16 protein-coding genes are annotated in these 24,525 nt (G+C 64.0%); 8 read left to right on the forward strand and 8 right to left on the reverse strand.

Annotated features, from left to right (window positions below):
• The first annotated feature begins 42 nt into the window (after nucleotides 1-42).
• The 5 genes from U1872_RS21085 (at nucleotide 43) to U1872_RS21105 (ending at nucleotide 11,548) form a co-directional block, all read left to right on the forward strand.
• Nucleotides 43-2,883 carry a hypothetical protein gene (locus U1872_RS21085; RefSeq protein WP_332794858.1) on the forward strand — a complete coding sequence of 947 codons (2,841 nt, stop codon included), beginning with the start codon at nucleotides 43-45 and terminating at the stop codon, nucleotides 2,881-2,883.
• On the forward strand, nucleotides 2,880-3,968 hold the full coding sequence (locus U1872_RS21090; protein ID WP_332794859.1) for a hypothetical protein: 1,089 nt from the start codon (nucleotides 2,880-2,882) through the stop codon (nucleotides 3,966-3,968). Before U1872_RS21085 ends, U1872_RS21090 begins: the two co-directional genes overlap by 4 nt.
• Before the next feature lies 1 nt (nucleotide 3,969).
• Nucleotides 3,970-9,516 (forward strand): DEAD/DEAH box helicase family protein, encoded by a 5,547-nt coding sequence (locus U1872_RS21095; protein ID WP_332794860.1) that lies wholly within the window; start codon nucleotides 3,970-3,972, stop codon nucleotides 9,514-9,516.
• A 25-nt stretch (nucleotides 9,517-9,541) separates the two neighbouring features.
• On the forward strand, nucleotides 9,542-10,552 hold the full coding sequence (locus U1872_RS21100) for a DNA/RNA helicase domain-containing protein (RefSeq protein WP_332794861.1): 1,011 nt from the start codon (nucleotides 9,542-9,544) through the stop codon (nucleotides 10,550-10,552).
• Nucleotides 10,553-10,699: 147 nt separating this feature from the next.
• Nucleotides 10,700-11,548: a hypothetical protein gene (locus U1872_RS21105; protein ID WP_332794862.1), complete on the forward strand. Its 849-nt coding sequence runs from the start codon at nucleotides 10,700-10,702 to the stop codon at nucleotides 11,546-11,548.
• On the opposite strand, the gene U1872_RS21110 is transcribed toward U1872_RS21105, so the two are convergent.
• From U1872_RS21110 to U1872_RS21125, 4 genes are read right to left on the reverse strand one after another with little or no spacing between them, the layout of a single operon-like run.
• On the reverse strand, nucleotides 11,545-13,563 hold the full coding sequence (locus tag U1872_RS21110) for a Druantia anti-phage system protein DruA (protein ID WP_332794863.1): 2,019 nt from the start codon (nucleotides 13,561-13,563) through the stop codon (nucleotides 11,545-11,547). The two genes, U1872_RS21105 and U1872_RS21110, sit on opposite strands and share 4 nt — an antisense overlap.
• Nucleotides 13,544-15,193, reverse strand: coding sequence for an ATP-binding protein (locus U1872_RS21115; protein WP_332794864.1), 1,650 nt, complete (start codon nucleotides 15,191-15,193; stop codon nucleotides 13,544-13,546). The genes U1872_RS21110 and U1872_RS21115 overlap by 20 nt, the downstream gene beginning before the upstream one ends.
• Before the next feature lie 44 nt (nucleotides 15,194-15,237).
• Entirely contained in the window at nucleotides 15,238-16,524 is a 1,287-nt protein-coding gene (locus U1872_RS21120) for a type II toxin-antitoxin system HipA family toxin (protein WP_131534504.1), read from the reverse strand.
• Entirely contained in the window at nucleotides 16,521-16,805 is a 285-nt protein-coding gene (locus U1872_RS21125) for a helix-turn-helix domain-containing protein (RefSeq protein ID WP_332794865.1), read from the reverse strand. Before U1872_RS21125 ends, U1872_RS21120 begins: the two co-directional genes overlap by 4 nt.
• Before the next feature lie 332 nt (nucleotides 16,806-17,137).
• Here U1872_RS21125 and U1872_RS21130 point away from each other — a divergent pair, with 332 nt between their 5' ends.
• The 3 genes from U1872_RS21130 to U1872_RS21140 all read left to right on the forward strand — a co-directional run bounded on the left by U1872_RS21130 (nucleotide 17,138) and on the right by U1872_RS21140 (nucleotide 18,030).
• Entirely contained in the window at nucleotides 17,138-17,344 is a 207-nt protein-coding gene (locus U1872_RS21130) for a hypothetical protein (protein ID WP_332794866.1), read from the forward strand.
• A gap of 101 nt (nucleotides 17,345-17,445) precedes the next feature.
• Nucleotides 17,446-17,733 carry a hypothetical protein gene (locus tag U1872_RS21135; protein ID WP_131534498.1) on the forward strand — a complete coding sequence of 96 codons (288 nt, stop codon included), beginning with the start codon at nucleotides 17,446-17,448 and terminating at the stop codon, nucleotides 17,731-17,733.
• 6 nt (nucleotides 17,734-17,739) lie between these two features.
• On the forward strand, nucleotides 17,740-18,030 hold the full coding sequence (locus tag U1872_RS21140) for a DUF1488 family protein (protein WP_332794867.1): 291 nt from the start codon (nucleotides 17,740-17,742) through the stop codon (nucleotides 18,028-18,030).
• 89 nt (nucleotides 18,031-18,119) lie between these two features.
• On the opposite strand, the gene U1872_RS21145 is transcribed toward U1872_RS21140, so the two are convergent.
• The 4 genes from U1872_RS21145 to U1872_RS21160 all read right to left on the reverse strand — a co-directional run bounded on the left by U1872_RS21145 (nucleotide 18,120) and on the right by U1872_RS21160 (nucleotide 24,080).
• Nucleotides 18,120-18,407, reverse strand: coding sequence for a hypothetical protein (locus U1872_RS21145; protein ID WP_332794868.1), 288 nt, complete (start codon nucleotides 18,405-18,407; stop codon nucleotides 18,120-18,122).
• Between the two features lie 3 nt (nucleotides 18,408-18,410).
• The gene (locus U1872_RS21150) at nucleotides 18,411-21,677 is read right to left on the reverse strand and encodes an error-prone DNA polymerase (protein WP_332794869.1); all 3,267 of its coding nucleotides are present in this window, start codon (nucleotides 21,675-21,677) and stop codon (nucleotides 18,411-18,413) included.
• Nucleotides 21,674-23,212 carry a Y-family DNA polymerase gene (locus tag U1872_RS21155; protein WP_332794870.1) on the reverse strand — a complete coding sequence of 513 codons (1,539 nt, stop codon included), beginning with the start codon at nucleotides 23,210-23,212 and terminating at the stop codon, nucleotides 21,674-21,676. The genes U1872_RS21150 and U1872_RS21155 overlap by 4 nt, the downstream gene beginning before the upstream one ends.
• Before the next feature lie 163 nt (nucleotides 23,213-23,375).
• Nucleotides 23,376-24,080: an ImuA family protein gene (locus U1872_RS21160; protein WP_332794871.1), complete on the reverse strand. Its 705-nt coding sequence runs from the start codon at nucleotides 24,078-24,080 to the stop codon at nucleotides 23,376-23,378.
• Nucleotides 24,081-24,525: the final 445 nt, after the last annotated feature.

The raw sequence follows: 24,525 nt of genomic DNA on the forward strand, positions 1-24,525 counted from the left end.
AGCGAGGTAGCAGCACTTACGTGAACATGGGTGCCGCTCTTTGTGATCGCTGATTTAAACGCCCTTCAAGCACGCTTGGAGGTCCATTTCGCGACGCTCGCAAGCGCGCGAAAGGACCGATCGCTCGCTGTTTTTGCGTTCGAGCATGGCCTCGATCCCGATGAGTTATCTAAGCTCCCCGGGTTTTTGAAGGCTGCTCTGGGCACCGGGGGCTACCGGCTATCGAAGCATTGGCTGGTATGGATCGTATACGCGACCGAGCAGGGGTACGATTACGACGGCGACGAATATTGGCACACGTTTGAGCGACGCATGCCAATGTGGGATCGTGGATGGCGCCCCAGTTTGCGCGCGTGGTTTGGCAAGTTTCACAAGACGTACGGCGGATTGCTTCCGATGGGTCGGTGGGCAAATTTTTTCTCGATCATATCGTGGCCGATCACCCATGCGCTGTTGCCGAAGGACCTTCAGGGCCAATTGGCCCGGGCTCTTTACGGCTTGCGGTACCAGTTGGTCTCGCGCCTCGATCAGTCACCGTTGGAAGTCGGACGCTACGTGGCCCGCATGACCCGTGGCGGAAGCTCGCGCTTCGACAACTTCCTCGAGCAGGAGGAACTGGTCGGTCGGATCGTGCTCGGGCTTCTGGATCAGCGAACGACGGAGGCCGACGGCGCGATCCTGCCGCAGGCTTTGGCCAGGATCGTCCGGGATCTCGAGAAGGCGCGGAACGCCCGTCAGTGGTTGCACGACACGCGCAAGGCAGTGGAGGTCGCGAGGATGCGCGGCGCGGCGCGCCCGTCGCATGCCGACGCGTCCGTGGTGGGTCGCGCCGACGCGACACCGCAACTGCGGCGGCCCACCATTCGGCCAGCGCTGTCGCTGCGCCGGACCGGTGCGGACGGATGGACGCCTGTCGTCGAGCTTCCAAGTTTCCACGCCGTGGCGGACCTATCGCCTGAACTCGGCGAGTTCCTGAAACGCACCCGATGCTCGGTGGCGGGATCGCCAGGCGTCCGCCCTCCCGGCTGGTTGCTGAACGGCTCGCAGATGCGGGTGCTAGATACCTGGCCACCTGCGGACGCCCCGGTGCTGTCTTTCGCCACCGCCAATGCGGCCATGGATCATCTCCTTTCCAGTGAAGGCCGGATCTCGCCGGGGCCATACTGGCTGTTCCGGACAGGATCGGATGGACGCGCCGTGGAGGTCCTAGGCCGGTTGGTTCGGCCTGGGCAGTCCTACGTCCTCGTGGCACGAGCCGATCTTCCGTCTCTTTCAACCGCGAGCCCAACGCGGATCCTGTGCAAGGGCGCCGCGGCGATCCGCATCGAGATCCCAGCGGCTCTAACGTTGGCGCACGCGGAGGAACTCAAGAAGGCGGGACTGTCGGTCGCACAGACGATCCGCGTCTGGCCCGTGGGCCTCGCGGCGAGAGGCTGGGACGGCGAGGGTGCCACCGAGTGGCTTGAGACAGAGTGTCCCTGCTTCGCGATCCAGCACGACCACCCGGTTGCCGAATACGAGCTCCGGCTCGGAGCAGGACCGGCGCTGAAGGTGGCGGCCCAGGCCGCCGGGATTCCCACTTTCGTCCGGCTACAGCCAATGCCCGCCGGCACTCACGTTCTATCGATCAGCGTGGCCAAGGATGCGGCTGCGGACGCGGCGGGCACGCCAGTGGAGGGAGTGATCTCACTAGCTGTGCGTCCACCCGCACCGTGGGTCAGCGGCTCCATAGGGCATTCGGGCCTCATCGCGACCTCGGAGCCGGCGGAGCCTACGTTGGACGAGTTCTGGGAAGGTCTCGCGCAGGTAAGTGTCTTGGGACCTGAGGGGCGGCAGGTAACGGTATGCGTCGAGCTTCTCGACGGCTCGGGCGGGCGGATTGCAGTGGAGCAGGTCGGGCAGTTGACCATTCCCCTGGGGCAAGGCGCGTGGCGGACGGCATTCGAGACCTTCGAGCGCAGGGAGAAGGAACCATGGGGCTACCTCGGGGCAAGTTCGGGCAGGATACTGATCGACGGCGAGGAACTGGGGACCGTTTTCATCCCGCTGCACCGCGACGTCTCGCCGGTGCGGTGGATATGGCGCGCGACCAACAAGACCACCCTCCTTCGCCTCATAGACGACCACGACGGTGACGCGCCGGTACGGGTGTCGTTCCACTCGTTCGCGAAGCCATTGGAGGAGGAGCACCTCGACGCCGAAGCGATCGGTACCGGGGTCGAGCCCTTGGCGCCAGGCGGCCTGTTTGTCGCGCGCTTCGGCGACCACCGTGTCTCCCTTGTCGTTGGAATGAGGAAGATAGACGGTTTCGGGGGGCTGTTGGTTGAACCACAGTTCGCGAGAGTGCCCCGCTCCAAGGAGCTTGCGCTCGCCATAGTACACGCGATCTTCTCTTGGTCCGACGCGCGAGTGGCCGGCGCCCTCGCAACGGAACGTCGAGCCCGGGTCGTGGCGCGCCTCAAAGAGCATTTCTTCGAGGTGATGTGCGGTCCGAACTGGGCGAACGCCGAGCGGGGCCTGAGAATGGGCCTGCCGGTGGAAGCCGCCATAGAGGCACTGCTCCAGTGCTTTGAGAAGAAGCGAGTGTTCGCATTGGTGTTGGCGCGCGACGCAGGCAAGTTCGCACGCCTTGCGGACCACGTGCGCCAGCGAGAGTTCGCCTCGCTAGCGCATCGCTACGCCGTAGCCCCAGGTGTAGCGTCGAAGCCCGCGCTCGATCTGTCGGCAGTTTTGGACGGTGAATCGCGGCCGGCGGAAGCCGAGCTCATCGCCATAATCGACCACCTTTGGGATCATCAGGCACTAACTGCGGGAGCACGCATCATCCAGTTGCTCGGACGAGCAGAGGTCGGTCACCAGGGGACTACGGGGGGCAGCACGTGATCGAGGTGATCGAGCCGGGAACAGTCGTTGCAACGACTGTCGCCCTTTTCGGGATGGACCGGGAGGAGACTGGCGTGCTTGCGCCATCTTATCTCGCGGCGGTCCTCCGGAGGTTGGCGGGCTTCCTCTGTCCATGCTCGCCTCGCACGCTTGTCCGCACCATGATCGACAGCCATCGCGGACTGGTTGCCGACGAGGACTCGTTCGAGGCACTGGTGGAACGGTCGATCGAGGCATTGGTGGCAATCGGCGACTTGCTCGAGTTAAGCGACGTAGCGCTAGTCGGCGAGCAGGTGCGGAGCACCTGGCTGGTCGCTGCGCCCCCGGCGTTCGTTGCCAGGCCGAGTGGAAGCGCCTTCATTCTCGGCCTTTCGGCCGACGAGCAAACGCCTCTACCAACGGAGATGCGCACGCGCGTCGTCAACCGTTTTGGCGTCCGTTATATCGAACCGTTGCCGGGCGAGGATCTGGCGACGGCGCTTCGCGAACTCGGTTTGCGGGAACTGTCGAACGCCGCCTGGATGAAGTGTCCAAAGACGCTACCGGCTACCGACCTGCTAGCTTCATACAACGCCAAGCTCTCCGCCTGCCTGCCCTCCGGCGGGATCCCCGACCTGCTTGTGCTTGACGGGTCACGCGAGACACGAAGCTACAGGAGGCGCTGGGGTCTACCGGGATTGCTGACCGGCAATTTCGTCGTTCGACGCCCGCAAACCTTCGGATCGGACCTCTGGGGCTACGCGCAGCTTCGCGACGGTATTCCGCTCACGCTCTTGGACCTTCCATTGCATGGGGATCGGTTTCGCGGTTGTGACGCGGCCTGGCGGCTGCAGATGGCGATCGATGCCGTGGCGCTCCGTTCTCAGGGATACCGGTTGCGGAGCGACGAGCATGGCGCGACGATCGATTTGTTCTCCCCGATCCCGAAGTGGGCGCGACGGCGCCTAGCCGTGGTCGGGAGCGAGGTCGATCCCGATGGCTGCCTGATGTCGTTTCGCGTGGCCGCCGGCGAACTCGCGACGGAAGAGAAGTTTCTGAAAGAGATGCTGTACCTGGACCGGTCGGCGAACGAGGAGGGTCACTAGCATGTCCGCAACGATTCAGGAGACGATCGACCGCCTTCACTCCTCGTTGAAAGAGTACATCGAGGCGACGTACCACATTGGCGATCCGGCGCTAATCGATCAGCGTCGAGAGCTTCTCAACCGCACGGGTGTCACGCATCAGGAGCCGTTCCTTGAGACGACACCGAGATACCAGGTCGGCTCGCGGTTCGCGGAAGTCGAAAACCTGCCGCCCGCCGCTCGCACGATTTTCGAGAAGCTGTCGAGTGTGCAGCAGGATCGTGCGCGGCTCCTGTTCGATCCGCCCTACCGCCATCAGGGCGACGCAGTGCGCCATGCGCTGATCGAGGGTAAGAACCTCTTGATCATGACGGGCACCGGCTCCGGTAAGACGGAGTCATTCCTGCTTCCCATCCTTGGCAAGTTCGCTCGCGAGGCATCCGAGCGTCCGGCATCCTTCGGACAGCCTGCGATGAGGGCGCTCCTTCTCTATCCGATGAACGCGCTGGTGAACGATCAGTTGGGCCGCCTCCGAGCGATCTTCGGCGATCCAGACCTCGTCGATCAGTTCACGACCTGGGCGGGTCGACCGCCACGCTTCGCCCGCTACACCAGCCGGACTCCATATGCTGGCGTCCGCTCGGGCAAGAAGGACGGCCGTAAGCTGTCCTCGTTCGAGGAGTTCTACGTCGAGATCGAGCGACAGGCGGCGGGACCGGCATCCGAGGCGCAGGCGGCGGCAGCGCGACTGCGCGGACAGCTCCACGAACGCGGGAAGTGGCCAGCCAAGCCGGACCTCGACAAGTGGTTCGGAACCAAGGGCTCGCGCTGGTACAATCCGAAGACGGCCGAGTTCCTGCGTGCCACGACGCTTCCCGAGGATTCCGAACTCATCACGCGCCACGAGGTCCAGGCATCCTGCCCTGACCTGATGGTCACCAATTACTCGATGCTCGAGTACATGATGATGCGGCCGATCGAGCGGCCGATCTTCGACAGCACCCGCGCCTGGCTGGCGGCCAATCCCACGGAGAAGTTCACCGTGGTCTTGGACGAGGCTCATCTCTACCGGGGCGCCGCGGGCGCCGAGGTAGGATTGCTGCTGCGGCGGCTTCGTGACCGTTTGGACATTCCCGCCGAGCGCTTCCAGGTTATCTGCGCGACGGCAAGTTTCGACAGCAAGGAGTATGCGACCGAGTTCGGGGCTCAACTATCCGGGGTGCCGGCCGATACGTTCGTCGCCGTTACCGGCGATCTCGACCACCGCTCCCATGCGACGGCAGGAACCAAGGCGGACGCCGAGGTTCTCGCCGCGCTGGACATGGGCCTGTTCTACTCCCCGGTCGAGGCTAACCGCGCGGCAGCCGTGGCCCCGTTCCTCGCCCACCGCGGCGTCTCCGCCGCGGCGGGCGTGGAGCGAGATCTGTTCGAGGCGTTGAAGGAGTTCGCACCGCTCGGCCAGCTCGTCAATACGACGATGGGTTCGGCGCAGCCGGTCGCAGAACTCGGAACCGAGCTCTTCCCCGATTCACCTGACACCGCGGACGCGGCCGTCACGGCCCTGCTCGCGATCGGCAGTGTCGCCCGTGAACAGCCGGATGCCTCAGGTCCGTTGCCGTGCCGGGTCCACAACTTTTACCGCGGCCTGCCCGGCCTCTGGGTTTGCATGGATCCGGAGTGCACCGACATGGTCGAGGAGGAGCGGAATGGATTCTGCGGTCGGATGTACAGTCAACCCCACGAAGTGTGCGGCTGTGGATCTCGCGTACTCGAATTATTCACGTGCCGCAGTTGTGGGTCCGCATACGCCAGGGCCTATTCAGACGATTTGGACTCGCCCGATGCGCTCTGGTCGGAGTCCGGACGCAGGCTTCGCATGCCGGGGGGCGACACCCTGCCGCTCCTGGACCTCGACCTTCTGCTGGAGACGCCCAGGCGGATCGACGCTGCCGAACTCGCGGAATACGATCTCGACACGGGGCGTCTTTCGGCTGGTCTACGGACGCGCACCGTATACATCCGCAAGGACCGCATAACGTCGCCGGTCGATGACGAAGGGGAGACCGACACGAATTCGGAACGCCGGGGTCAGTTCGTACCCTGCGGCGTCTGCGGGCAGACCGCCAGCGGCCGAACGACCGTCCAGAACCACCAGACGAAAGGCGATCAGCCTTTCCAGGCCATCGTGTCCCGGCAACTTTCGGTGCAGCCGCCCGGCAAGCAGGCGGCCAGCCGCTTCGCCCCGCTTCGCGGGCGCAAGGTGCTGGTCTTCTCAGATTCTCGCCAGGTGGCCGCCCGGCTCGCCCCAAACCTCCAGATGTACTCTGTCCGCGACGCGCTCCGCTCCCTCATCATCTGGGGATACGATCGGCTGTCCAAGCCGCAGATGGTCCAGCAGATGCTGAGCTTGGAGGAGTTGTACCTTGCCGTCCTGCTGGCGTCCCAGGCTCTGGGCGTGCGGCTCCGGCCTGAGAGGAGGTCCGGTGAGAACTTCTCCGCCGCCGAAGAGATGGTGGCGAAGGCCGTCGCCGAGAACGCGCAGACTGACGAAACGCGCCTGACAATGCTTTGGATGGAGGTCCGAGGGGAGACCCCGCCGGCAGCCCTGCTCGACGACATCGTGAAGACCGTTCAGGACAGGTATCTCGGGCTGGAGGCACTTGCGCTTGCGTCCCTTCGTGAGCGCGCGAACAAGACCAAGGAACTCCACGCGCTGCCGCCTATCTCGGGCGTCGCAGAGAACGACGAGGACAAGGTCGCGCTCGCGCGTGCCTGGCTGCGCTGTTGGCGCCCGGTCGGGTTCTGGCTCAACTCGATGCCCACCGGCTGGTACAAGCGGCCACGGGGCAAGGGCACCAGCGTCAACTCGCGGAAGGGCACCTTCAAGGCGATGGACGTCGTGCTGAAGGACGCCGCGTCGCGCAAGGCGTTCAAGGCTTGGACGCCGCTGCTGCTCAACATCTTCACGACCGACATGGACGGCGGCTTCCGGCGACTTGCCGGACAGAACCTGTCACTCGAGTTGAGCGGCGAATGGCGGCGATGTTCTAACTGCAAGTCAGTCCATCGCCCCGTCCGCACAATCCCGCACTGTCTCGATTGCGGTAGCGACGAAGTCTTCGTCCTCGACCCCGCGACGGACAGCGTATTCTCGGCACGCAAGGGTTACTATCGCTCGCCGGTGCTCGGGGCCCTAAAGGATCCTCCAGAGATCCCGATGGCGCTGATCGCCGCCGAGCACACCGCGCAGCTCAACGCGCCGCAGAGTGACGACGTGTTCTCCAAGGCCGAGGAGAACGAGTTGCTGTTTCAGGATGTCGAGTTGAATTGGGGAACTTCGGCCGGCCAATCGACGGCGATCGACGTGCTGTCGAGCACGACTACAATGGAGGTCGGCATCGACATCGGAGCGCTGTCCGGCGTCGCCTTGAGGAACATGCCGCCGGGACGGGCCAACTACCAGCAGCGGGCCGGCCGCGCCGGCCGTCGTGGCAACGCAGTGGCGACCGTCGTTGCCTTCGGGAGCGCCGACAGTCACGACGAGCACTATTTCAGCGAACCCAAGGAGATGATCTCCGGCAAGGTCATCGATCCGAAGCTGACACTCGACAATCCGGACATCGTCAAGCGGCACATTCGAGCCTACCTGCTGCAGTCGTATCACCAGGTTAAGTTACCGGTATTCGATCCCAGCGCGAGCCCGGACCTGTTCTCTGTCCTGGGGTCCGTTGAGGATTTCAAAGCCGCCGGGACGACGCTGAACGCGGCCGACTTCAAGCAATGGCTTGCCGAGAACGAGGACGGGCTCAAGTCCCGGGTCGCAGCCTGGATCCCGCACGAGGTGACGGGTGAGAATCGAAGGGCGCTGCTCGATGGCATGTTCGAGGACTGCGTGACAGAGGTCGAGAAGGCGATCACGAACGACGCGGTTGGCGGCGCTAAGGTCGAGAAGGCGGACGACGACGGATCGGAGGAAGGGGACGGGACCGAGTTCCAGGAGGAGGTCGGCGAGGAGGCTCCTCCCCAGAAGGCGTTGACCGGCACGTTGCTCGACCGCCTGCTCTACAAGGGCGTGCTGCCCCGCTACGCATTCCCCACTGACGTGGCGACGTTCAGCGTCTTCGATCTGGAGCGGTCCACGCATTACAAGCCGGTCGAGCGCTTTGCGCCTTCGCAGGGGCTGCCGGTTGCCCTGTCGCAATATGCGCCGGGCAAGCAGGTGTGGATCTCGGGGAAGTGCTACACCTCCGGTGCAATCTACGCGGCCATGAAGGAAGATCGTTCTGACGCTTGGCAGAACCGGCGGCTCTATCGCGAGTGCAGCGAATGCGGTTTTGCCGAGACCGTCAAGATCGACACGGGGCTGGAGCGCGACACGATTACGGATTGCCGTGCATGCGGCTCTGAGGAGTCGTTCGGTCCGGCACGCTACTGGCTGCGGCCACCAGGCTTTGCCCACCGCATTGACCAGGAAGAGGTGACTTCGCCAGACGACATGCCCGAGACGAGCTACGCCACGCGCGCGAAACTGGTGATGCCGACCCCTGCGGACGACGCCAAGTGGATTCCTGTCAACGACCGCATCCGCGTGATTCCCAACCGCGAGCACCTGCTGGTCTCGAATACGGGCCCGAAGCATGAGGGGTACAATTATTGCACTATCTGCGGACGCATCGAATCCTCTGCCGAAGGTACGGCGTCAATGTTCGCGCCGCACTTGAAGCCATTCCCCGACAAGGATCCGACTTGTCCCGGGAACCGCACATCCAGGCACATCGTCCTGGGGACCGATTTCATCACCGACATCGCGCTCTTCTCGCTTCGGGTGGAGGCACCGCTCAAGCTCAAGCCGGGCTACTATCCGACGGACGTCGCGTTACGGACCGTCAGCGAGGCCATGGCGAAGGCTGCCTGCAGCATCCTTGAGATCGAACCCGGCGAGATGATGGCAGAGTATCGGCCCGCGCTTACGCCCGCCGGCATGGCGGGGCTTGAGGCCGAGATCTTCCTCTACGACACCCTGCCTGGCGGTGCGGGCTTCGCCCGCCAGCTCGCCGGGCGTGGATTGGAGCTCTTCCAGCGGGCGCTGACCGTGATGAAGACATGCAAGGAGGACTGCGATTCCTCATGCTACCGCTGCCTCCGCAGCTTCAAAAACAAGTTCGAACATGGGCAGCTTGATCGTCACGTCGGTGCGGAACTCGTGGAGTTCCTCCTGACCGACAACATGCAGCCCTTCAGTCCGCAACGTGTCGCGGCCTCGACGAGGGTCCTGCTGCTCGATCTGCAGCGGAACGCAGACAGCGGCGTGACCTACTCCAGGGACGCGACGGTGATGGTACCCGGCATGGGCGACGTCACGGTGCCCATACTGGCGACGCGTGCGGACGGCGCGAAGAGCATTATCGCGATCGCCGGACCCCTTACGGCCGATCATCCGGCGGATCCATTGATTGGGGAGTTGAGGGAGAAGTGGGACGGTGGCCAGGTCATCCCGGTCAACGAGTTGCTCGTCAGGGGCAATCTCCCTGCGGCAACGAGGGCAGTTGAGGATGAGGTGCTAGCATGAGCGATCGCGGCGCCTCGGCGGATCATTGGGCGACCCGGCGGTGATAATCGTTTCCGGAGTGACGGAGGGCGACGAGTACGCGGCGGCAAAGCGGCTCGAGAGGCGGCTGCTGGATCTTTGGCCCGACCTTGCCCGCAGCAAGACAGACCACGTCCGGATCTTCGTGGGGCTGAAGATGCACGGGCAGAAGATCGAGGATCTCGATCTGGTCGTGATCGGTACGTTTGCCGAGGCTCGCTCGTTTGATGTCGAATGGAAGTTCTATCCCCGCGACGCCGAGCCGTTCACACCGAGGTCGGCCAAAGTCCGCAACTTCGCCCTGGTGATCGAGGTCAAATCCCACACCGCCACTGGCGTTCGGTTCGAGAACTCCGTCGCGTCAGTCCGGTACGTTCGCAACGGCGAGGTGTCTTGGGAGTGCGTCACGGAAAAGAACAGGGCGCAGATGTTCGAGTTCAAGAAATGGCTCGACCGATTCGGATTAGACTACGTGCACGTCCAGAACTTGGTGCTGTTCACGGGTCTTAAGGAGCGCGATCTCCCACCACGCCCGCACGTCTGCATCGCGAGTGACACGAGGTTCGAGCGGATCCTGAATGTACTCGGGCAGGTCACCAGTCCGCGCGAGAACGATCGGCGGGTCACGTTGTCCTACGGTAGCGATGAGGCGTTCGATCGGATGTTGGCGCCGAACTCACCGCTGTTCATGACCTTGGAGCCGACGCCCTTGGATCGGCGTCGCATGGATCTTATTGCAAAGTCGGCGCTCCCAGACGCTTGGCTTGGTGATCTGGGCGAGCGTCAGATCCTGTTGAAGGGCCGCGGGGGTGTCGGCAAGACCGTCATACTGCTGCAGATGGCCTACCGTGCCTTCGATCAGTCCAACCGGCGGTCCATCGTCCTTACCTTCAACAAGGCGCTGGTGGCTGACATGCGTCGGACGATGTCGCTGCTGGGCGTGCCTCGCGGAGTGGAGGCCGGCGGCGTCGCCATTGAAACGGTGCACAGCTTCATCGGCAGGGTGATACTGAAATAGGGTGTCATTGGCGGATACGACGGCTTCCTTGAGGACTACCAACGTCACAAGGCAACTCTGCTGGATTATCTCCGGAGTGGCACGGTCACTGCCGAAGACTTGGCCGGGATGATGAGGTCGGACGCTACCGATTTTGACTGGGACCTCGTGTTCGTCGACGAAGGTCAGGACTGGCCTGGCGACGAGATCGCGATCCTCAATGCGATTTATGGGCCGAAACGCCTCATCGTATCGGACGGCGTCGATCAGTACGTCCGCGAGTCCGTGGCCGACTGGGCGTCTAATCTCGAGAAAGGCCAGTCGACCATGCGCCGCCTCAAGAAGTGCTTACGCATGAAGGCGAACGTGGCGTCCTTCGTTGCCGACGTCGCGCTCGAGCTTGGCCTGGATGACTGGGACCTGGTCCCGAACGCCGATGCCGCGGGTGGACGCGTGATCATTTACGAGGGCGATCTCGCCTCGCAGCCGGCGCGCATCGCGGAACTGGTAGGCGAGGCGCGCGATCTGGGCAACTATCCCGTGGACCTACTTGCGTGTGTTCCGCCGCAGTCGGTTAAGCGTACTTTGGGCGTCTCCGGCAGCGTGGCAGCGGAGGCCTATTTGGTGGCGGGAGGCAAGATCTGGGATGGCACCGCGCGCGACGTGCGCGAGCACTATCCGACCGACCGCGACGAGTTGCGCTTCGTCCAGTACGATTCGTGTCGTGGGCTCGAGGGATGGACCACCGTCAACTACGACCTGGACCTGCTTTGGGACTACAAGGTCCGCCAATGGCTGTCGGAGGACCACGTCCACGATCCACTTATGGAAAGCAGGGACGAGGCGGCTGAGCGGCACGCGGCACGCTGGACGATGATCCCGCTGACGCGTGCTATAGATACGCTCGTGATCAACGTCGGCCCGGCGGATGGCCCCCTGCGGTCGGTGTTGCAACGCGTTGCCGACCGCCGCCCGGACTTCGTGGAGTGGATCGATCTGGGCGCCTCAGACCTTTAGTCGAGATCGGACAGCAGGTCGTCTTGCGACCCGGCGATCAGCGACCTGCGGACGCTTTTCGGGCCAAGTGTTGACATGGCGGCCAGCGTCTCGTCGCGCCGTGCCCGCCCATCCAGCCAGCGGCGTCGCCATGCACCGGCGATCGTCGCTGCCGTTGCGGGCTCCGCTTGCTCAGATGCCATGCCCATAAGCGACATCCTCGCGTCCGCGCCGAGTTCGCAGGCGTAGAATAGCCGCGGCGTCGCATGGTGAAGGACGGTGTCGCTTGCTATGCCTATCGCGTCCAGCCCTTCCCTGATCTGACGCAGTCGTGGGCTTGTGCCCTCGCCGAACCGGTTGTTTACGCGCCTTGAGGTGTGGAGAGTCTGCGCCATCTGCCTGAGCGCGTGGGCGGTGTCCGCCCCGAGATGCAGCGTACCGAAGCCGCCGGTCTTGCTGCGGCCGATCGAATCCCAGCGCAGATCATGATCTAAGTCGTGGTGGTCGGCGGACCGGAGGTTCAGTCGATTGTACTGGCTTGAGCCGACACCGTAGAGGCTCGTCGTGGTCAGCACCCGGAGATCCGCGGGCTTCGAAATAGCGCGGCCTGCCATCTGTGACGCAATCACGCTGACCTGACTACCGTAACGCGCCGAATAGTGGTCGCGCACTTCTTTCGAGGCCAGCAGCAATGCGACCAGCTTGCCGCACACGAGTTCGTTGTATGGTGCCACTGCGCCGCAGATGCTCACGTCGGCGACGCGGCTGGACAGGCCTGCCTTCCGGAACTCCGTCAGCACAATGTCGATCGCACGCTGCCCGGTGCGCGCCGCGAGGAGCTGATCGAGCGCTGCGGTTGAATCACCACTAAGGTCTGCCGCACGGAACACCTGCTTTGCGAACAGCAGTTGCGCCAGCAGCTCAGCGCGCTTGCGCACGAACAGCAGGTCCTCCGATGCCGTTAGCCAGTCGGTATCGTCGCCGGCCATCTTCAGGGAGCCGCGCATCGGCTTTACCCGGCCGCCCTCCTCGATATGGGTCTGATAGTGCGCCCGCAGTTCAAGGTCGCGCGCAAAGGCTGCACCAGATGCCTTCTGCTCGAGTCTTAGCACCGTGTTGTCGACCGGTGTCTCGATCTCCTCTGGGCTCACGAGGTCGTCCCATCTCACTGAATGAATAGAGCTCTCCAGCCGTTCGGTGATCGCACGCGCGAACGTCGTCGGTTGCCAGGTGCCGTCGAACAAGTGCGTCTCGGCCGCCTCGCGTAGCCACCCTATCCAGTTGTCGCGGACCGAGACCCTCATCACCGGGCTCGCTAGCATGGCGATCCCCATGACCGGTCGGTTCGGTCGAGCGGCATTTCTAATTAGCACGAGGAGCTGGCGACCCGGGATCGGCCGATACTCGTGTGCCCACGTGTGCCGAAAATAGCGCCAGATGTCGTTGAGGGGCAAGCCGGTGTCTTGGCATCGCTTGCCCGGCTGGCAGATCTCGACGACCGGATCAACGAGCTTTGCGAGTGCAATGTCGCGTTCGGCGTCGGGACGAATATTGACCGTCGCTAGCTCGTTGGCCAGCGCGCCACCATCGTCGATCAGGTCGAGAACCGAGCTCTTGACGCCAGGCGTCCTCAGGGTGCGGCGTTCCATCCGAGCGATGAAGTTCCGAACGGAAGGCTCCGCCAGTTGCCGGCGACGGGCGACCTGCAGGACCGATCGAATTCGCAGCTTGACGTCCTCCATCGAGTGCTCGGTGCTGGTCTCGATGCCCGGAGGCTTGAAGTGCAATCCCTCCCTTTCGAACAATACATCCCAGCCCTGCTCAAGCAGGTCGGCAACCAGCAGGCAAACGGCCCTCAGCTTTGCGCTGCTGCCATCGTCGATGAAACTGCGTGCAAGAGCACGCAGACTTTCGGCGAAACCTTCAGGTGTAGGGCCGGCAAAGCTCAGCAGACCGTGGAGTTGATCGCGCTCGCAAGGTGCAAGAAACGGTGCGAACTTCCGCAGACCGGACTGGTTATCGTCGCTTTTCGCCATATCCCTCCCCTGCCCACATTGATTGCGCACGCTGCAATGCCAAGATCCCGTCGGTCGCGCCAGCGGCCATTGCGCCGACATACGGGCCTGACGGAAGGTCCTGGGTTTCCTCGATGGACGATACGCGTACCATCTCCCGCGCCCAGCCTCTGAGAAGACGTTGATACTCGGCCACCACCCGCGGCTCGCTATCCGACATCCGCCGGTCGATCCTTCTTAGCAATGCGGAAAGCGCAAATGAGGGGTCTGTCGCTTCGGAGGCTGTACGAAGGAGTGCGGCTAATTCATCTTTTTCCCCCGGTTGTTCGAGCTCGGTATTAGAAGTGACGTCCGAGACGTCTGTGGCAAACGGAACGCCCGGGGCAGTGGGTGAACCGCAGGCCTCGATGCCTGCCAACGCGGCAGTTCCTTGTCGTTCCGCCTTGGCCACCCGGACCTTTGATCTGAGGTGTTCGATTGCCTTTGAAAGTCCAGCAGTCCTCAGACGATTCCACATTTCTGGTGATAACGAAACTTGCTGCTTGGCTGTCGTTACTCCGAAAGCTTCGTCCAAGGATGCCGAGAACTCGATCTCGATCCGAATATAACGATCGTTGTTGATGAACGTAGTCCACGGTGTGCGCGATTGCACGTCTACCACGCGACCATTCCGACTAAATACCAAACCGTGATACTGCTTAATTATTGGGAAACGCGTGTTGGCATTCATGCCAATGGCATCGCGCGTCTTGTCGGAGGCGCCAAAGGTAGGTGGTAACCAGGCGTAACGTAGCGTGACATCACCAGAACGACCGTCCTCGCATTCAACGGTCAATGTCAGTGGATCAAGCGCTTGGGCCCGATCGTCGTCTAGCGAATGAAACTCTGCGGTGGGATCGAGGAAGAGCGGATCGATCGGGCGCACTTGCTCGCCTTCGACGTGGATTGCGGTTGCTGCGAGCAGCTTATGGTACGTCACGCCGAAGTGGCGGACCAGATTGCGCCGCAACCCGGTCGCAGTCGCCCAGTCGAGCCTATCGAGCTTATCGATTACGACGACCGTGCCGGACTTCCAGCCCTGCGGGTGGTCTCGCTTAATCGCATCAACGACGAACCCAGGGAGCGCAGCAGGCTGAGCCGCCGGGATCGCGATAACCGAACTACTGTTTTTGTAATCTCCGCGATCGAGGAGTTCGAGATCAAGGCTAACCGAATGGACCCTTCCCTCTCGAAGCTTAGAATAAATCGTAAAGCGGCGGCCTATGCTGACGGTTGCGCAGGGTAGGCCATAGCCGAAGCGTCCGAGACCGTGCCGATCATTCTCGCGATGTGTGCCGCCCCACATCATGGCGAACCGGAGCATATCTGGGCTCATCCCGTGGCCGTCATCTATGACCGCGAGTTGCTCTGGTTTCGCAGAGGAACCGCCGTCTGCGTACCCGAGGACAAGGTCGATGCGCTCCGCATATGCCTGGATCGAATTATCGACCAGTTCTGCCAAGGCTTCGATGTTGCTCTTATAGCCGATGTGTCTGATGCCGCGCACGAAGGCTTCTGCAACGACAAGCCCAAGCTCGCCTGAGTGCGGCGTGCTTCGGTCGACATATTTTCGTGTACGCGATAGAGTCGAAACAGGGCTTTCATTCTTCATTGCATGGTTCTCCTGTTGTCAGCTTTCACGAAGTCAAAGACGTCTCATTTAAGCACGGCTCGTGCCGCAGCCCGTTCCCCGTGCTCAAAAGCCTCCGCAAAACTCTCGAGGTCGGCGGCGGTCATGCCGAGTGCACGTCCCTCTTCCTGCCAACCTGCAACAGCCTGCTCGACGTGCATGAGCATCTCTTGGGCACGTGGCAGAGCAATGCGGAAGTAAGGCAGCACCGACATCAAGGCGTCGATGGTCGCCTCAGGCCCGACCTCTTCCGAGACCCAAGTCTTCAATTCGCGGAGGCGCTCGGGGAACGGATTGATGTCGAAGGCAGGTGCCAGCCGCCAGAGGCCGCGATCAACGTGAAGGAAGCCGTGGTTCATCAGATGATCATCGACGTTGGTGATCAGGATCGAAAAGGCGATCCTGCGCCATAGCTCCTCGATGTCGGCCGTGGGGGCGCTCCCATTTACACGGAGCGCATCGACGATCTCGGTATAGGCATGCTCCTGCGCGTCGCCGGGCTCAGCACCGATCATCGTCGCCGCAGAGACGTACATGAGCCGCCCGCCCCCTGCGGGGCGATCGAACCGCCGGATCAGTGCGATGGCGTCGCCATCGCTGTCGATCAGCCGGGCGTCGGCGGCATTGATCCCGGCACGACGGGCGAGCCGCATCGCCAGCACCTCCCCTCGCGTCACAGAGCGCTCGTCGGCGACGCTTGGAAATTTGCCGATCGACAGGCGTCCCTCCTCATCGACGACGGTGCATTTGGGGCGCAGGCCCCCGAGCGATGTGCCGCGACCGCGCAAATAGGCCAGATCGGCTGCGGTTTCTGTGTTGGTCTCGACCGCCCGACTGGCTGCCAGGAGGTGGCCCAGCTCGATGAGGGGCGGTGTGGTGCGGCGACCATCCTCGGTCGCGCGCTGAGCAGTCCCTTGGTCGTCGACGAGACGCAACGCGCCGACTCGGCTGACGTCATCCACCGCCAGTAGATAATCGAGGCCGTTCAGGGCGCGTGCGTCGACCTCGTCGCCGCGGCGGCGGGCATCCTGCCGCCGCTTGGCATGGTCGCGCTGAATGACGCGCTTGCCCCAGCCGTCTGGCTCGGTGTCGGCTATAGCGGCATGGAATACAGAACCGGTGCCCACCTTGCGGTGGAACTGCGGACCGGCGACGAGCGGCAGTGCGGGCTCCAGAGCGAAGCGGTCGGCAGCGGCCAGCCAGCCCGCGTCATATTCGAAGCCCGCGCTCTCGCGACTCCCCTGCTGATTGTAGTGCAGCGATCCAACACTGCGGGCTTCGCCGCCGATCTGGATGCCGATCGTCCGCCTCATAGCGAAACCGGCGGCTTGGGTCTGCGGATCCGCTGCGGCATGCGCTCCACGTCGAGTAACAGACCTTGCTCGTCTTTCCTGGCGTCGAGGATCTCTCCAAGGCTCTCGCCGAATCCCAGAACGAAGAAAGCCATGGCGTATGTGCCTAGCGCCACGGTCGGATCGCCTTTTTCTAGTTTGAGATACGTGCTCTTGGCTACGCCGACCCGTTCGGCCATCATGACCACCGTGAGGCTGCGTTTCTTGCGCGCGAGTGCGATATCGGCGCCCAGCTTGGTCAAGCTGCGCCTCACACGGCGCGGAAGAGTGTCAACGATGGTAGATCGCATCTAGCGTCTCATATAAACGCCCGTGAGGCCAATATGGTGCGCTATACACGACCTTATGCTAACAGTCGAGATAGCGGGATGAACGCGTCGCCGGGATTCGACCGGGCCGGATGCGGGGGCCGCTCGAGCGACATTAACATACACGGCAATCTCTGACCGAGGGCCGGCAGCGGTAGCTTTGTCGTCCGGTCGCTGGCGCCGCGGAGCGTGACGCGTGCACGTCGCATGGCGAGAGGCTATGTCGCTGGAGTACCAATAAGACCAAGCAACCTTCACGAGGCAGAATGAAAGCCCTGGACGCCCTGAAGACTGCATCCCCTGAGGTGCGCGCGGCAACGCTCGCCCTTCTCGATCAGGTATCGGCGCCGTTGACCGAGCGCCAACTCACTCGCGCTTTGCGTGCCAATGGCATCGGGCTGCTCGATGCGAAACGCATGGCGCGAGCGTTGCGAAAGCTCGATATCATTGCTGTCGCTCCTCATGGTCCTTGAAGCCCGAACGCTATAGGCGTCGAAGCAACGAGGACATGCGCCATCGCGCCACATCCACAATCGCGGCATGCCGCGGACCAGACGCGAGAAGGTAGACGATCATGACGGAAGCGACCTGGGGTGAGAGCGCCAAGACCCCCGAGATCAACTGGCGGATGAGCGCGTCGCTCGAAAACGTCCCTCGCGGCGACAGCGACATTGCGGAAGTCACCAACTTGGAGCGGGCAGTTCGCGATTGGCGGGAGCTTGATCCCCAGCATCAAGCTGCGGCGGTCTTGACGGTGGAGCATCCCGTGCAGATCGACGGCGCCTCCATCACGACGTTCGCCGGCGAAGCCATTTCGGCGCTTGCGGACCACCTGCCCGCTTCCAACCCCACCGAGGAGTAAGCTGGCATGGCCAATTCCAGCGTCCGTTTCGAGATGGGAGACTGGTACTGGGTTGCCGAACGCGAGAGCGTCGGCTTCACAGGCACCACCAACTTGGGGATCGTCGAGTTCCTCATCACCAGCGAAGCACTGACGCATCTCCTCGAGCCCGATCGCGATACGCTTGATCGTGAGACCGCCCTTGAGGTGTTCATCCAATTCGAAAGCGATATTCACCGCATAGCGCAGCGCGAGTTCGTCAAGCGGCTCGGCGGAGAGCCCCCGATCCTGCTGACGGCCGCGGACGTAGAGGGCTGAACGTCAAACGCGGCAGAAGGCCGGTGCAGCTGGATTGATCGACGGCATCCACCCGACGTTCTCCCGCCGATGACACGGGCGGCTCTAGCTCACTGATCCAGCACCTCTTGATACCGGCCTGCACGGCGTAGCTGACGAACAATGCCATTGAACGCGGCGGTCACGCCCTGTGCCCTGCCGATCTCATTCTCCTGGCGCGCCGCATCCCAGTAGAGTTCCAACGGCCAACGTTCCGGGCAATGAGGTAGCAGGCAACGCAGTGCCAGACGGACCTCCACGCCGTCCACGCGCGCGTCCGAACAGCGAGCAACGCCGCTTCGCAGGATGTGAACCGAGAGTGCGATGACGACGCGCTGGTGGCGAGCGAGCTTTGCCATCGCTCAACGAAAATCGTGTGATTTGAAGCGAACCACGTCTTCGGGATCCATGCCCTCGGCGTGAGGCGGCCAATAGCAATTTCGTGGCTCGGGGTTCCAACCCTTGTCGCCGCGATCGGGGGAGCCGGGATGCTGCCCGGCGTCCCCCCTGCCCGTCTTGTGCGGGAAGGACATCTCGCCGACGCGGTGCAGAAGATCGCCATGGTCGATAATCAGGTCGCAGATGACGTGGATCACCTCGCCTTCCTTCTGCACCCTGCCCTTCAGGCCGACCATCGACGCGGACATGATGGTGCGCCGCTGACGCTCGAAGCGATCCGGCCACAGGATGCCGTTGGCGATCCCCGTTTCGTCCTCGATCGTGATGAACAGCACGCCCTTGGCCGAGCCGGGCTTTTGACGGACCAGGATGATGCCGGCGACCTCGACGTGCCGGCCATCCCGGACGGTCGCCAAATCGGCGCATTTGGTCACGCCGCGTCGCGCCAACTCATCACGGACGAACGTCAGTGGGTGCGCCCGCAAAGACAACTGCAGCGAACGGTAATCCTCGATCACCTCGCGACCGTCGGTCAGCGGACGAAGCGCGACCATCGGCTCGATCCCCTCAGCGCTGATCGTCTCTGCGGCGCGATCTGCGGCGGCAAACAACGGCAGCGGCGCCTCGCCCAGCCCCCTCACCTTCCACAGCCCCTGCCGCCGATCTGCGCCGAAAGCGTGAAACGCATCGGCGTCGGCCAGCTTCTCGATCGCGGCACGCTGGACGCCCGATCGGCGCCACACATCCTCGATGGAATCGAACAGCGTGGTGCTGCGCGCGCCGACGATCGCCGCGCCGTCGGCGTTCGACAGCCCGCGTACCTGCCGCAGGCCGAGCCGAACCGCGAGATACCGGCCGCCGGTCGGCTCCAACGTACAGTCCCATCGGCTGGCATTAATGCAGGGTGGTCGAACCTGAACGTCGTGCGCCTGAGCATCGCGGACGATCTGCGCGGGTGCGTAGAACCCCATAGGATATGCATTCAGCAGCGAGGCGCAGAAGACGTCGGGATGGTGATGCTTCATCCAGCTCGACGCGTAGGAAATCTTGGCGAAGCTCGCGGCATGGCTCTCCGGAAAGCCGTACGAGCCGAAACCCTCAAGCTGGCGAAAGGTGCGCTCGGCGAAATCGCGGGGATAGCCGCGCGCGACCATGCCCTCGACCAGCTTCTCCGAAAAATGCGATACGCCGCCGGTGACCTTGAACGTCGCCATGGCGCGGCGCAGCTGGTCCGCCTCGGCCGGCGTGAACCCCGCGCCCACGATGGCGACCTTCATCGCCTGCTCCTGAAACAGCGGCACGCCGAGCGTTTTTTCCAGCACCGCGCGGAGCTCGGGCCGAGGATATTCGGGCTTTTCGAGCCCCTCTCGTCGACGCAGATACGGGTGGACCATGTCCCCCTGGATGGGGCCCGGTCGAACGATCGCCACCTGGATCACGAGGTCGTAAAAACGGCGTGGTTTCATCCGCGGCAGCATCGACATCTGCGCGCGGCTCTCGATCTGGAAGGTGCCGAGCGTATCGGCCTTCTGGATCATGGCGTAGACGTCCGGATCGTCGTCCTGGAGGTCGGCCAGGCCGACGCGGATGCCCTTGTCCTGCTCGAGCATGTTGAAGGCGCGGTTCATGCAGCCGAGCATGCCGAGGCCGAGCACATCGACCTTCATGAACTTCAGCGCATCGATGTCGTCCTTGTCCCACTCGATGATCTGGCGATCTTCCATCGCGGCGGGCTCGATCGGGACGAGGTCGTCGAGACGGTCATGGGTCAGGACGAACCCGCCGGGGTGCTGGCTCATGTGACGTGGCACGCCGATCAGCTTTCGGGCGAGCTCCAGCGTCAAGCGCAGCCGGCGATCGCCGATATCGAGGTTCAGCTCTTCGACCTGCTTCTCGCCGACGCCTTCGGCGGACCAGCCCCATACCAGCCCGGCCAGCGACGACGTCAGGTCTTCCGGCAACCCAAGCGCCTTGCCTACGTCGCGCACCGCACCGCGCGCGCGGTAGCGCTGGACCACGGCCGTGAGCGCGGATCGATCGCGCCCGTAGGTCTCGTAGATCCACTGGATGATCTCCTCGCGACGCTCATGCTCGAAGTCGACATCGATATCGGGCGGCTCGCGCCGCTCGCCCGACACGAAGCGCTCGAAGAGAAGCTCGTGTTTGATCGGGTCGATCGAGGTGACGCCAAGCACGAAGCACACGCAGGAATTGGCGGCCGAGCCTCGTCCCTGACACAGGATCCCACGCCGGCGCGCCTCGCGCACGATCGCGTAGACCGTCAGGAAGTAGGGTGCGTAACCGAGTTCGCCGATTAGCCGCATCTCATGGCTGATCTGATCGGTATAGGCGACCGGCACATCACCATCGAACATTCGCTCGACCGCCTCCAGGGCCAGCTTTTGCAGCGCGTCCTGCGCACTCAGGCCGTCGATCAGCCGCTCGTGGGGGTATTGATACGCCAGTTCGCCGAGGTCGAAGGTACATGCCCGGGCGATATCGACGCTGGCGCGCAGCGCGTCCGGATAGTCGCGGAAGCGCCGAACCATCTCGTCGGGTGATTTGAGCGCGCGATCGGCATTCACCTCGCGTCGGTAGCCCAGTTCGTCGACGGTGCATTTCTCGCGAACGGCGGTCACGACGTCCTGCAGCAGCCGGGCCTCGGGCGCGTGGTAGAGAACGTCGCCCGTCACGACCGCGCGAACCCCGGCGCCCCCTGCCTGCCGCGCCAACGCATCAATGCGCACCGCGTCGTCCGGGCGCCGGCGCTGGAACAGCGCCATGTATCCGCGTCGGCCGTAGACGGCGCTCAGTTGAGCCAGCGCAGCGAGGTTTTCCTGGTCCGCCTCGTCCGGCAGCAGGATGGCAACGATGCCTTCCGACCACGGCTCGAGGTCGTGCCAGTGCAGGAGACAGCCGCCCTTCCCTGCCCGCTTCTTGCCGACGGTCAGCAACCGCGTGATCCGCGACCAGGCGGGACGATCGGTCGGATAGAGGATCAGACGTCGTCCGCACGACAGGTCGATACGCGTGCCGGCGATCGAGCGGACGCCCGTCGCCTTCTGTGCCTCCCAGGCGCGTACGATGCCGGCCACGGTGCCGATGTCGCCGATCCCGATTGCCGGATAGCCAAGCAGCGCCGCGGCGGCGAACAGCTCGTCAGGGCTCGACGCCCCACGCAGCAGCGAGAAGTGGGTGAGCACCTGGAGCTCGACATAGGGCGTAGTCATGCGAACACGCCGTGGATCCACCAGCTAAGATCGCCGGTATCGTCGTGGGTGCCGTCGCCGCGGCGGAAGACCCAAAAACGGCCGCCTGCCTCGTCCTCGACGCGGTAATAGTCGCGCACCGCCCAGGTCTCGGCTTCGCGGCGCCACCACTCGCCGTGGATCCGCTCGGGGCCATCGCCTGCGACGACCTTGTGGGATCGGCCGCGCCATTCGAACCGCCGTGGAGGTTGGTCGGGCAGCAACGCGATGACGCCCCATAAGGGTTCCGGTCTGGCGAACAGACGCACCGGCCGCCGCCACTTCGGCCATCCGGCCGGCAATGCGATTGGGTCGGCTTGAGTGACCGCGCGCTCCGGCACGTGGCTCGACACCGGCGCGATGCGGTAAACCGCATTCGCACCGATTCGACCAGCAACGACATCGACGAGCCGTGCGGGATCGCGCACGAGAACCTCGCCGGCAAGGACCGCGCCGAGGTCCACCGCATCCAGCGGCTCGGTGTGCGGCGCCGCCAGCGAGAATTGTTCGAGGCCCATACCGGGATCGATGCGCTCGATTCTAAGCGTCATCAGCCGCAGGAGATGCGATACCTCACGGGTCGGGCGAGAGGTGCCGATCGCCACCACCTGCTCCGTACCGTCGACGCGGAGCCCCGAAAGGCGCAGCGATCGTGCACCGAGCCCCCTCGCCTGCAGGACCTCGGCGAGATCGCCAAGCAGATCCGCCATGACCTGCGCGATTGCTTCCGCCGTGCCGATCGGCTCCAGCAGCCGGCGCTCGACGGCCGGGACCGCGACATCCTCGCGCGGCGTGATCGGTTCGGCCACGCCGCCTAGCGCCTGATCGAGCCGGGTAATGGCAGGCAAGCCGAGCCGCCGTGCCAACGGCCCTCGCGCCACGGGCAGGAGATCGGCGACGCGCTCGAAGCCGAACCGCTTTGCCGCCGTGAGCGCCGTGCCGGTCAGCCGCAGCGCGGCGATCGGCAGCGGCGATATCGCTCGAACGGTGTCGCCGGGCGGGACGATCGTAACGTCGTCCTGGCCGAAGCGAGCTAAAGCATGGGCAGCGCCGGCCGTTTCCGCCACCGCGACCCGCGCGGTGAACCCCGCACGCGCGCAAAAGGCGCGCAGGCGCCGGCAGAAGCGCTCCTCCCCGCCGTGCAGATGATCACAACCGGCAAGGTCGAGCCACAGTCCATCGTTCGGCGTCGCAGCGGCGATCGGCGACCAGCGCCGCACGGCCAGCAACGCCAAGCGGTCTAGCAGCATGGCATCGGCCGCCGGCGCGGAGGGCCGTATGTCGAGATCCGACACCAGCGCGCGAGCATGGGTGGCGGCCATCCCGACGTGGATGCCGAGACCGCTCGCCGCGGGACATGCAGCCACGATTTCCTCGCGACGTCCAACCTTGCCGACCAGCGCCAACGGCGCGTGCGCAACCCGAGGCGCTACCGCGATCATGCCGGCACGCGTGATCGGCGCCGCCGTCTTGTACGGGTGGCTGGCGGCCTCCGAGCGCCGGCCGAGTTCGCGCATCGGCGGGCGTGCGTGCGCCGGCAGTGCCGCTATCCGTTGCGCCACCTCCGCCGGGGTCGGCGACGATGCCTGCGCCCAACGCGCACCCGGGCGCCATCCTCCTCCGCGCGGCACAGAGCAGGCGCCGGGCTCGTCGTCGACCGGAAGCTGGAGCGACGGCGTCTCAGGCCGCGGCGTGGCGTGCCGGTCCAGCCGTCTCAGCCGCTCGATGGCCAAGTGCGGCAGGAACAGCGAGACAACCCGTCTCATCGCACCCCTCCACGATCAAAGAGAAGGATTCGCCCGTCCGTTGGCGAGCGAGTTCGACCGCCCAACGCGCGCGCCCGACGCCGACGACTTCAAGCCGCGCGGATGGGGCGCTGGCGATCCGCCAGCGCGTCCACGCAGCCGATGCCTCGCTCAACGGGTCGTGTTCGCGACCTCGCCAGCGCCGCAGGAGCAGCACCGGAATATCGGCTTCCGCGGCAACCAGCTGAAGCCTCCGGGTCGCGACCATGGAGACCCTTGATGCCTCGGCGACCACCGCTGCAGGCGTGCCGTCGCGGATGGCGTCCTCGACGACGGCCAGCAAAGCGGCATCGTCCCGAGGTTGTGCGTAGATCACGCTGGCCGAGGCCAATCCGGCTTGCGCCAGGCCGGGCGCATAGAGGTCGTTGCGGCAGCTTGCCCAAAGAACGGGACCTTTGGCCCTCTCGGCTTCACGCGCGGCGATGCCGGCCAGGAAAAGCGTGGCAGCCGCATCGTCGACCAGCGCACAGGTGCGGGACGCGACCTCATGCAACGCGCCCGCACGTAGTCCGCTCCCGTTCAAGCGGCTGTCCAGGCTGCCGATGCCGAACGGCATGACCCGGAAATCGGCGACCGGCATGGCGATGCTGCGGAGGTGCGCGATACTCTGGGGCAAGGATTCTTGGACGGCTGACATGATGGCTAGACTCAGAATGTTCGCCTTATGTTCCGTATTCTATGCCGGTTGGTCAACGGCTTTATGTAATGCGCTGGGGAGTCTTTGAGCTTGACCACACTCGATGGCGGGTCGGAACGGAGCCGTAACGGGATTCGTGGGAGTATGCGGATCAGGCTTAGTCCCTGCCGCGTCGGCGACATGTTCGGGCGCCGGATGTCTAGCCTATCCCGCAAGTGCATAGTGATAAGGAGTCGAACGAGCGGGGTTGCGCGACGATTTCGGTATCGAGTTAGGCCGTGAACCCATAAATATGATTCCCAGGATCGGGATTTTCTGATTCATGCTCGGCATGAGCCGATATGATCTGACGGACTTTGAGTGGCGTGTGATCGAGCCGCGGTTGCCC

The sequence above is a fragment of the Parasphingomonas frigoris genome (genome assembly GCF_036663815.1).
Classification (GTDB): Bacteria; Pseudomonadota; Alphaproteobacteria; order Sphingomonadales; family Sphingomonadaceae; genus Sphingomonas.

Excerpts from the sequence above, each read along its gene's own strand:
- U1872_RS21135 (WP_131534498.1), top strand. The coding sequence starts at position 17,446 with ATGACGGAAGCGACCTGGGGTGAGAGCGCCAAGACCCCCGAGATCAAC.
- U1872_RS21140 (WP_332794867.1), top strand. The coding sequence starts at position 17,740 with ATGGCCAATTCCAGCGTCCGTTTCGAGATGGGAGACTGGTACTGGGTT.
- U1872_RS21110 (WP_332794863.1), bottom strand. The coding sequence starts at position 13,563 with ATGGCGAAAAGCGACGATAACCAGTCCGGTCTGCGGAAGTTCGCACCG.
- U1872_RS21150 (WP_332794869.1), bottom strand. The coding sequence starts at position 21,677 with ATGACTACGCCCTATGTCGAGCTCCAGGTGCTCACCCACTTCTCGCTG.
- U1872_RS21130 (WP_332794866.1), top strand. The coding sequence starts at position 17,138 with ATGAAAGCCCTGGACGCCCTGAAGACTGCATCCCCTGAGGTGCGCGCG.
- U1872_RS21120 (WP_131534504.1), bottom strand. The coding sequence starts at position 16,524 with ATGAGGCGGACGATCGGCATCCAGATCGGCGGCGAAGCCCGCAGTGTT.
- U1872_RS21115 (WP_332794864.1), bottom strand. The coding sequence starts at position 15,193 with ATGAAGAATGAAAGCCCTGTTTCGACTCTATCGCGTACACGAAAATAT.
- U1872_RS21160 (WP_332794871.1), bottom strand. The coding sequence starts at position 24,080 with ATGCCGGTCGCCGATTTCCGGGTCATGCCGTTCGGCATCGGCAGCCTG.
- U1872_RS21155 (WP_332794870.1), bottom strand. The coding sequence starts at position 23,212 with ATGCGCGAACTCGGCCGGCGCTCGGAGGCCGCCAGCCACCCGTACAAG.
- U1872_RS21095 (WP_332794860.1), top strand. The coding sequence starts at position 3,970 with ATGTCCGCAACGATTCAGGAGACGATCGACCGCCTTCACTCCTCGTTG.
- U1872_RS21145 (WP_332794868.1), bottom strand. The coding sequence starts at position 18,407 with ATGGCAAAGCTCGCTCGCCACCAGCGCGTCGTCATCGCACTCTCGGTT.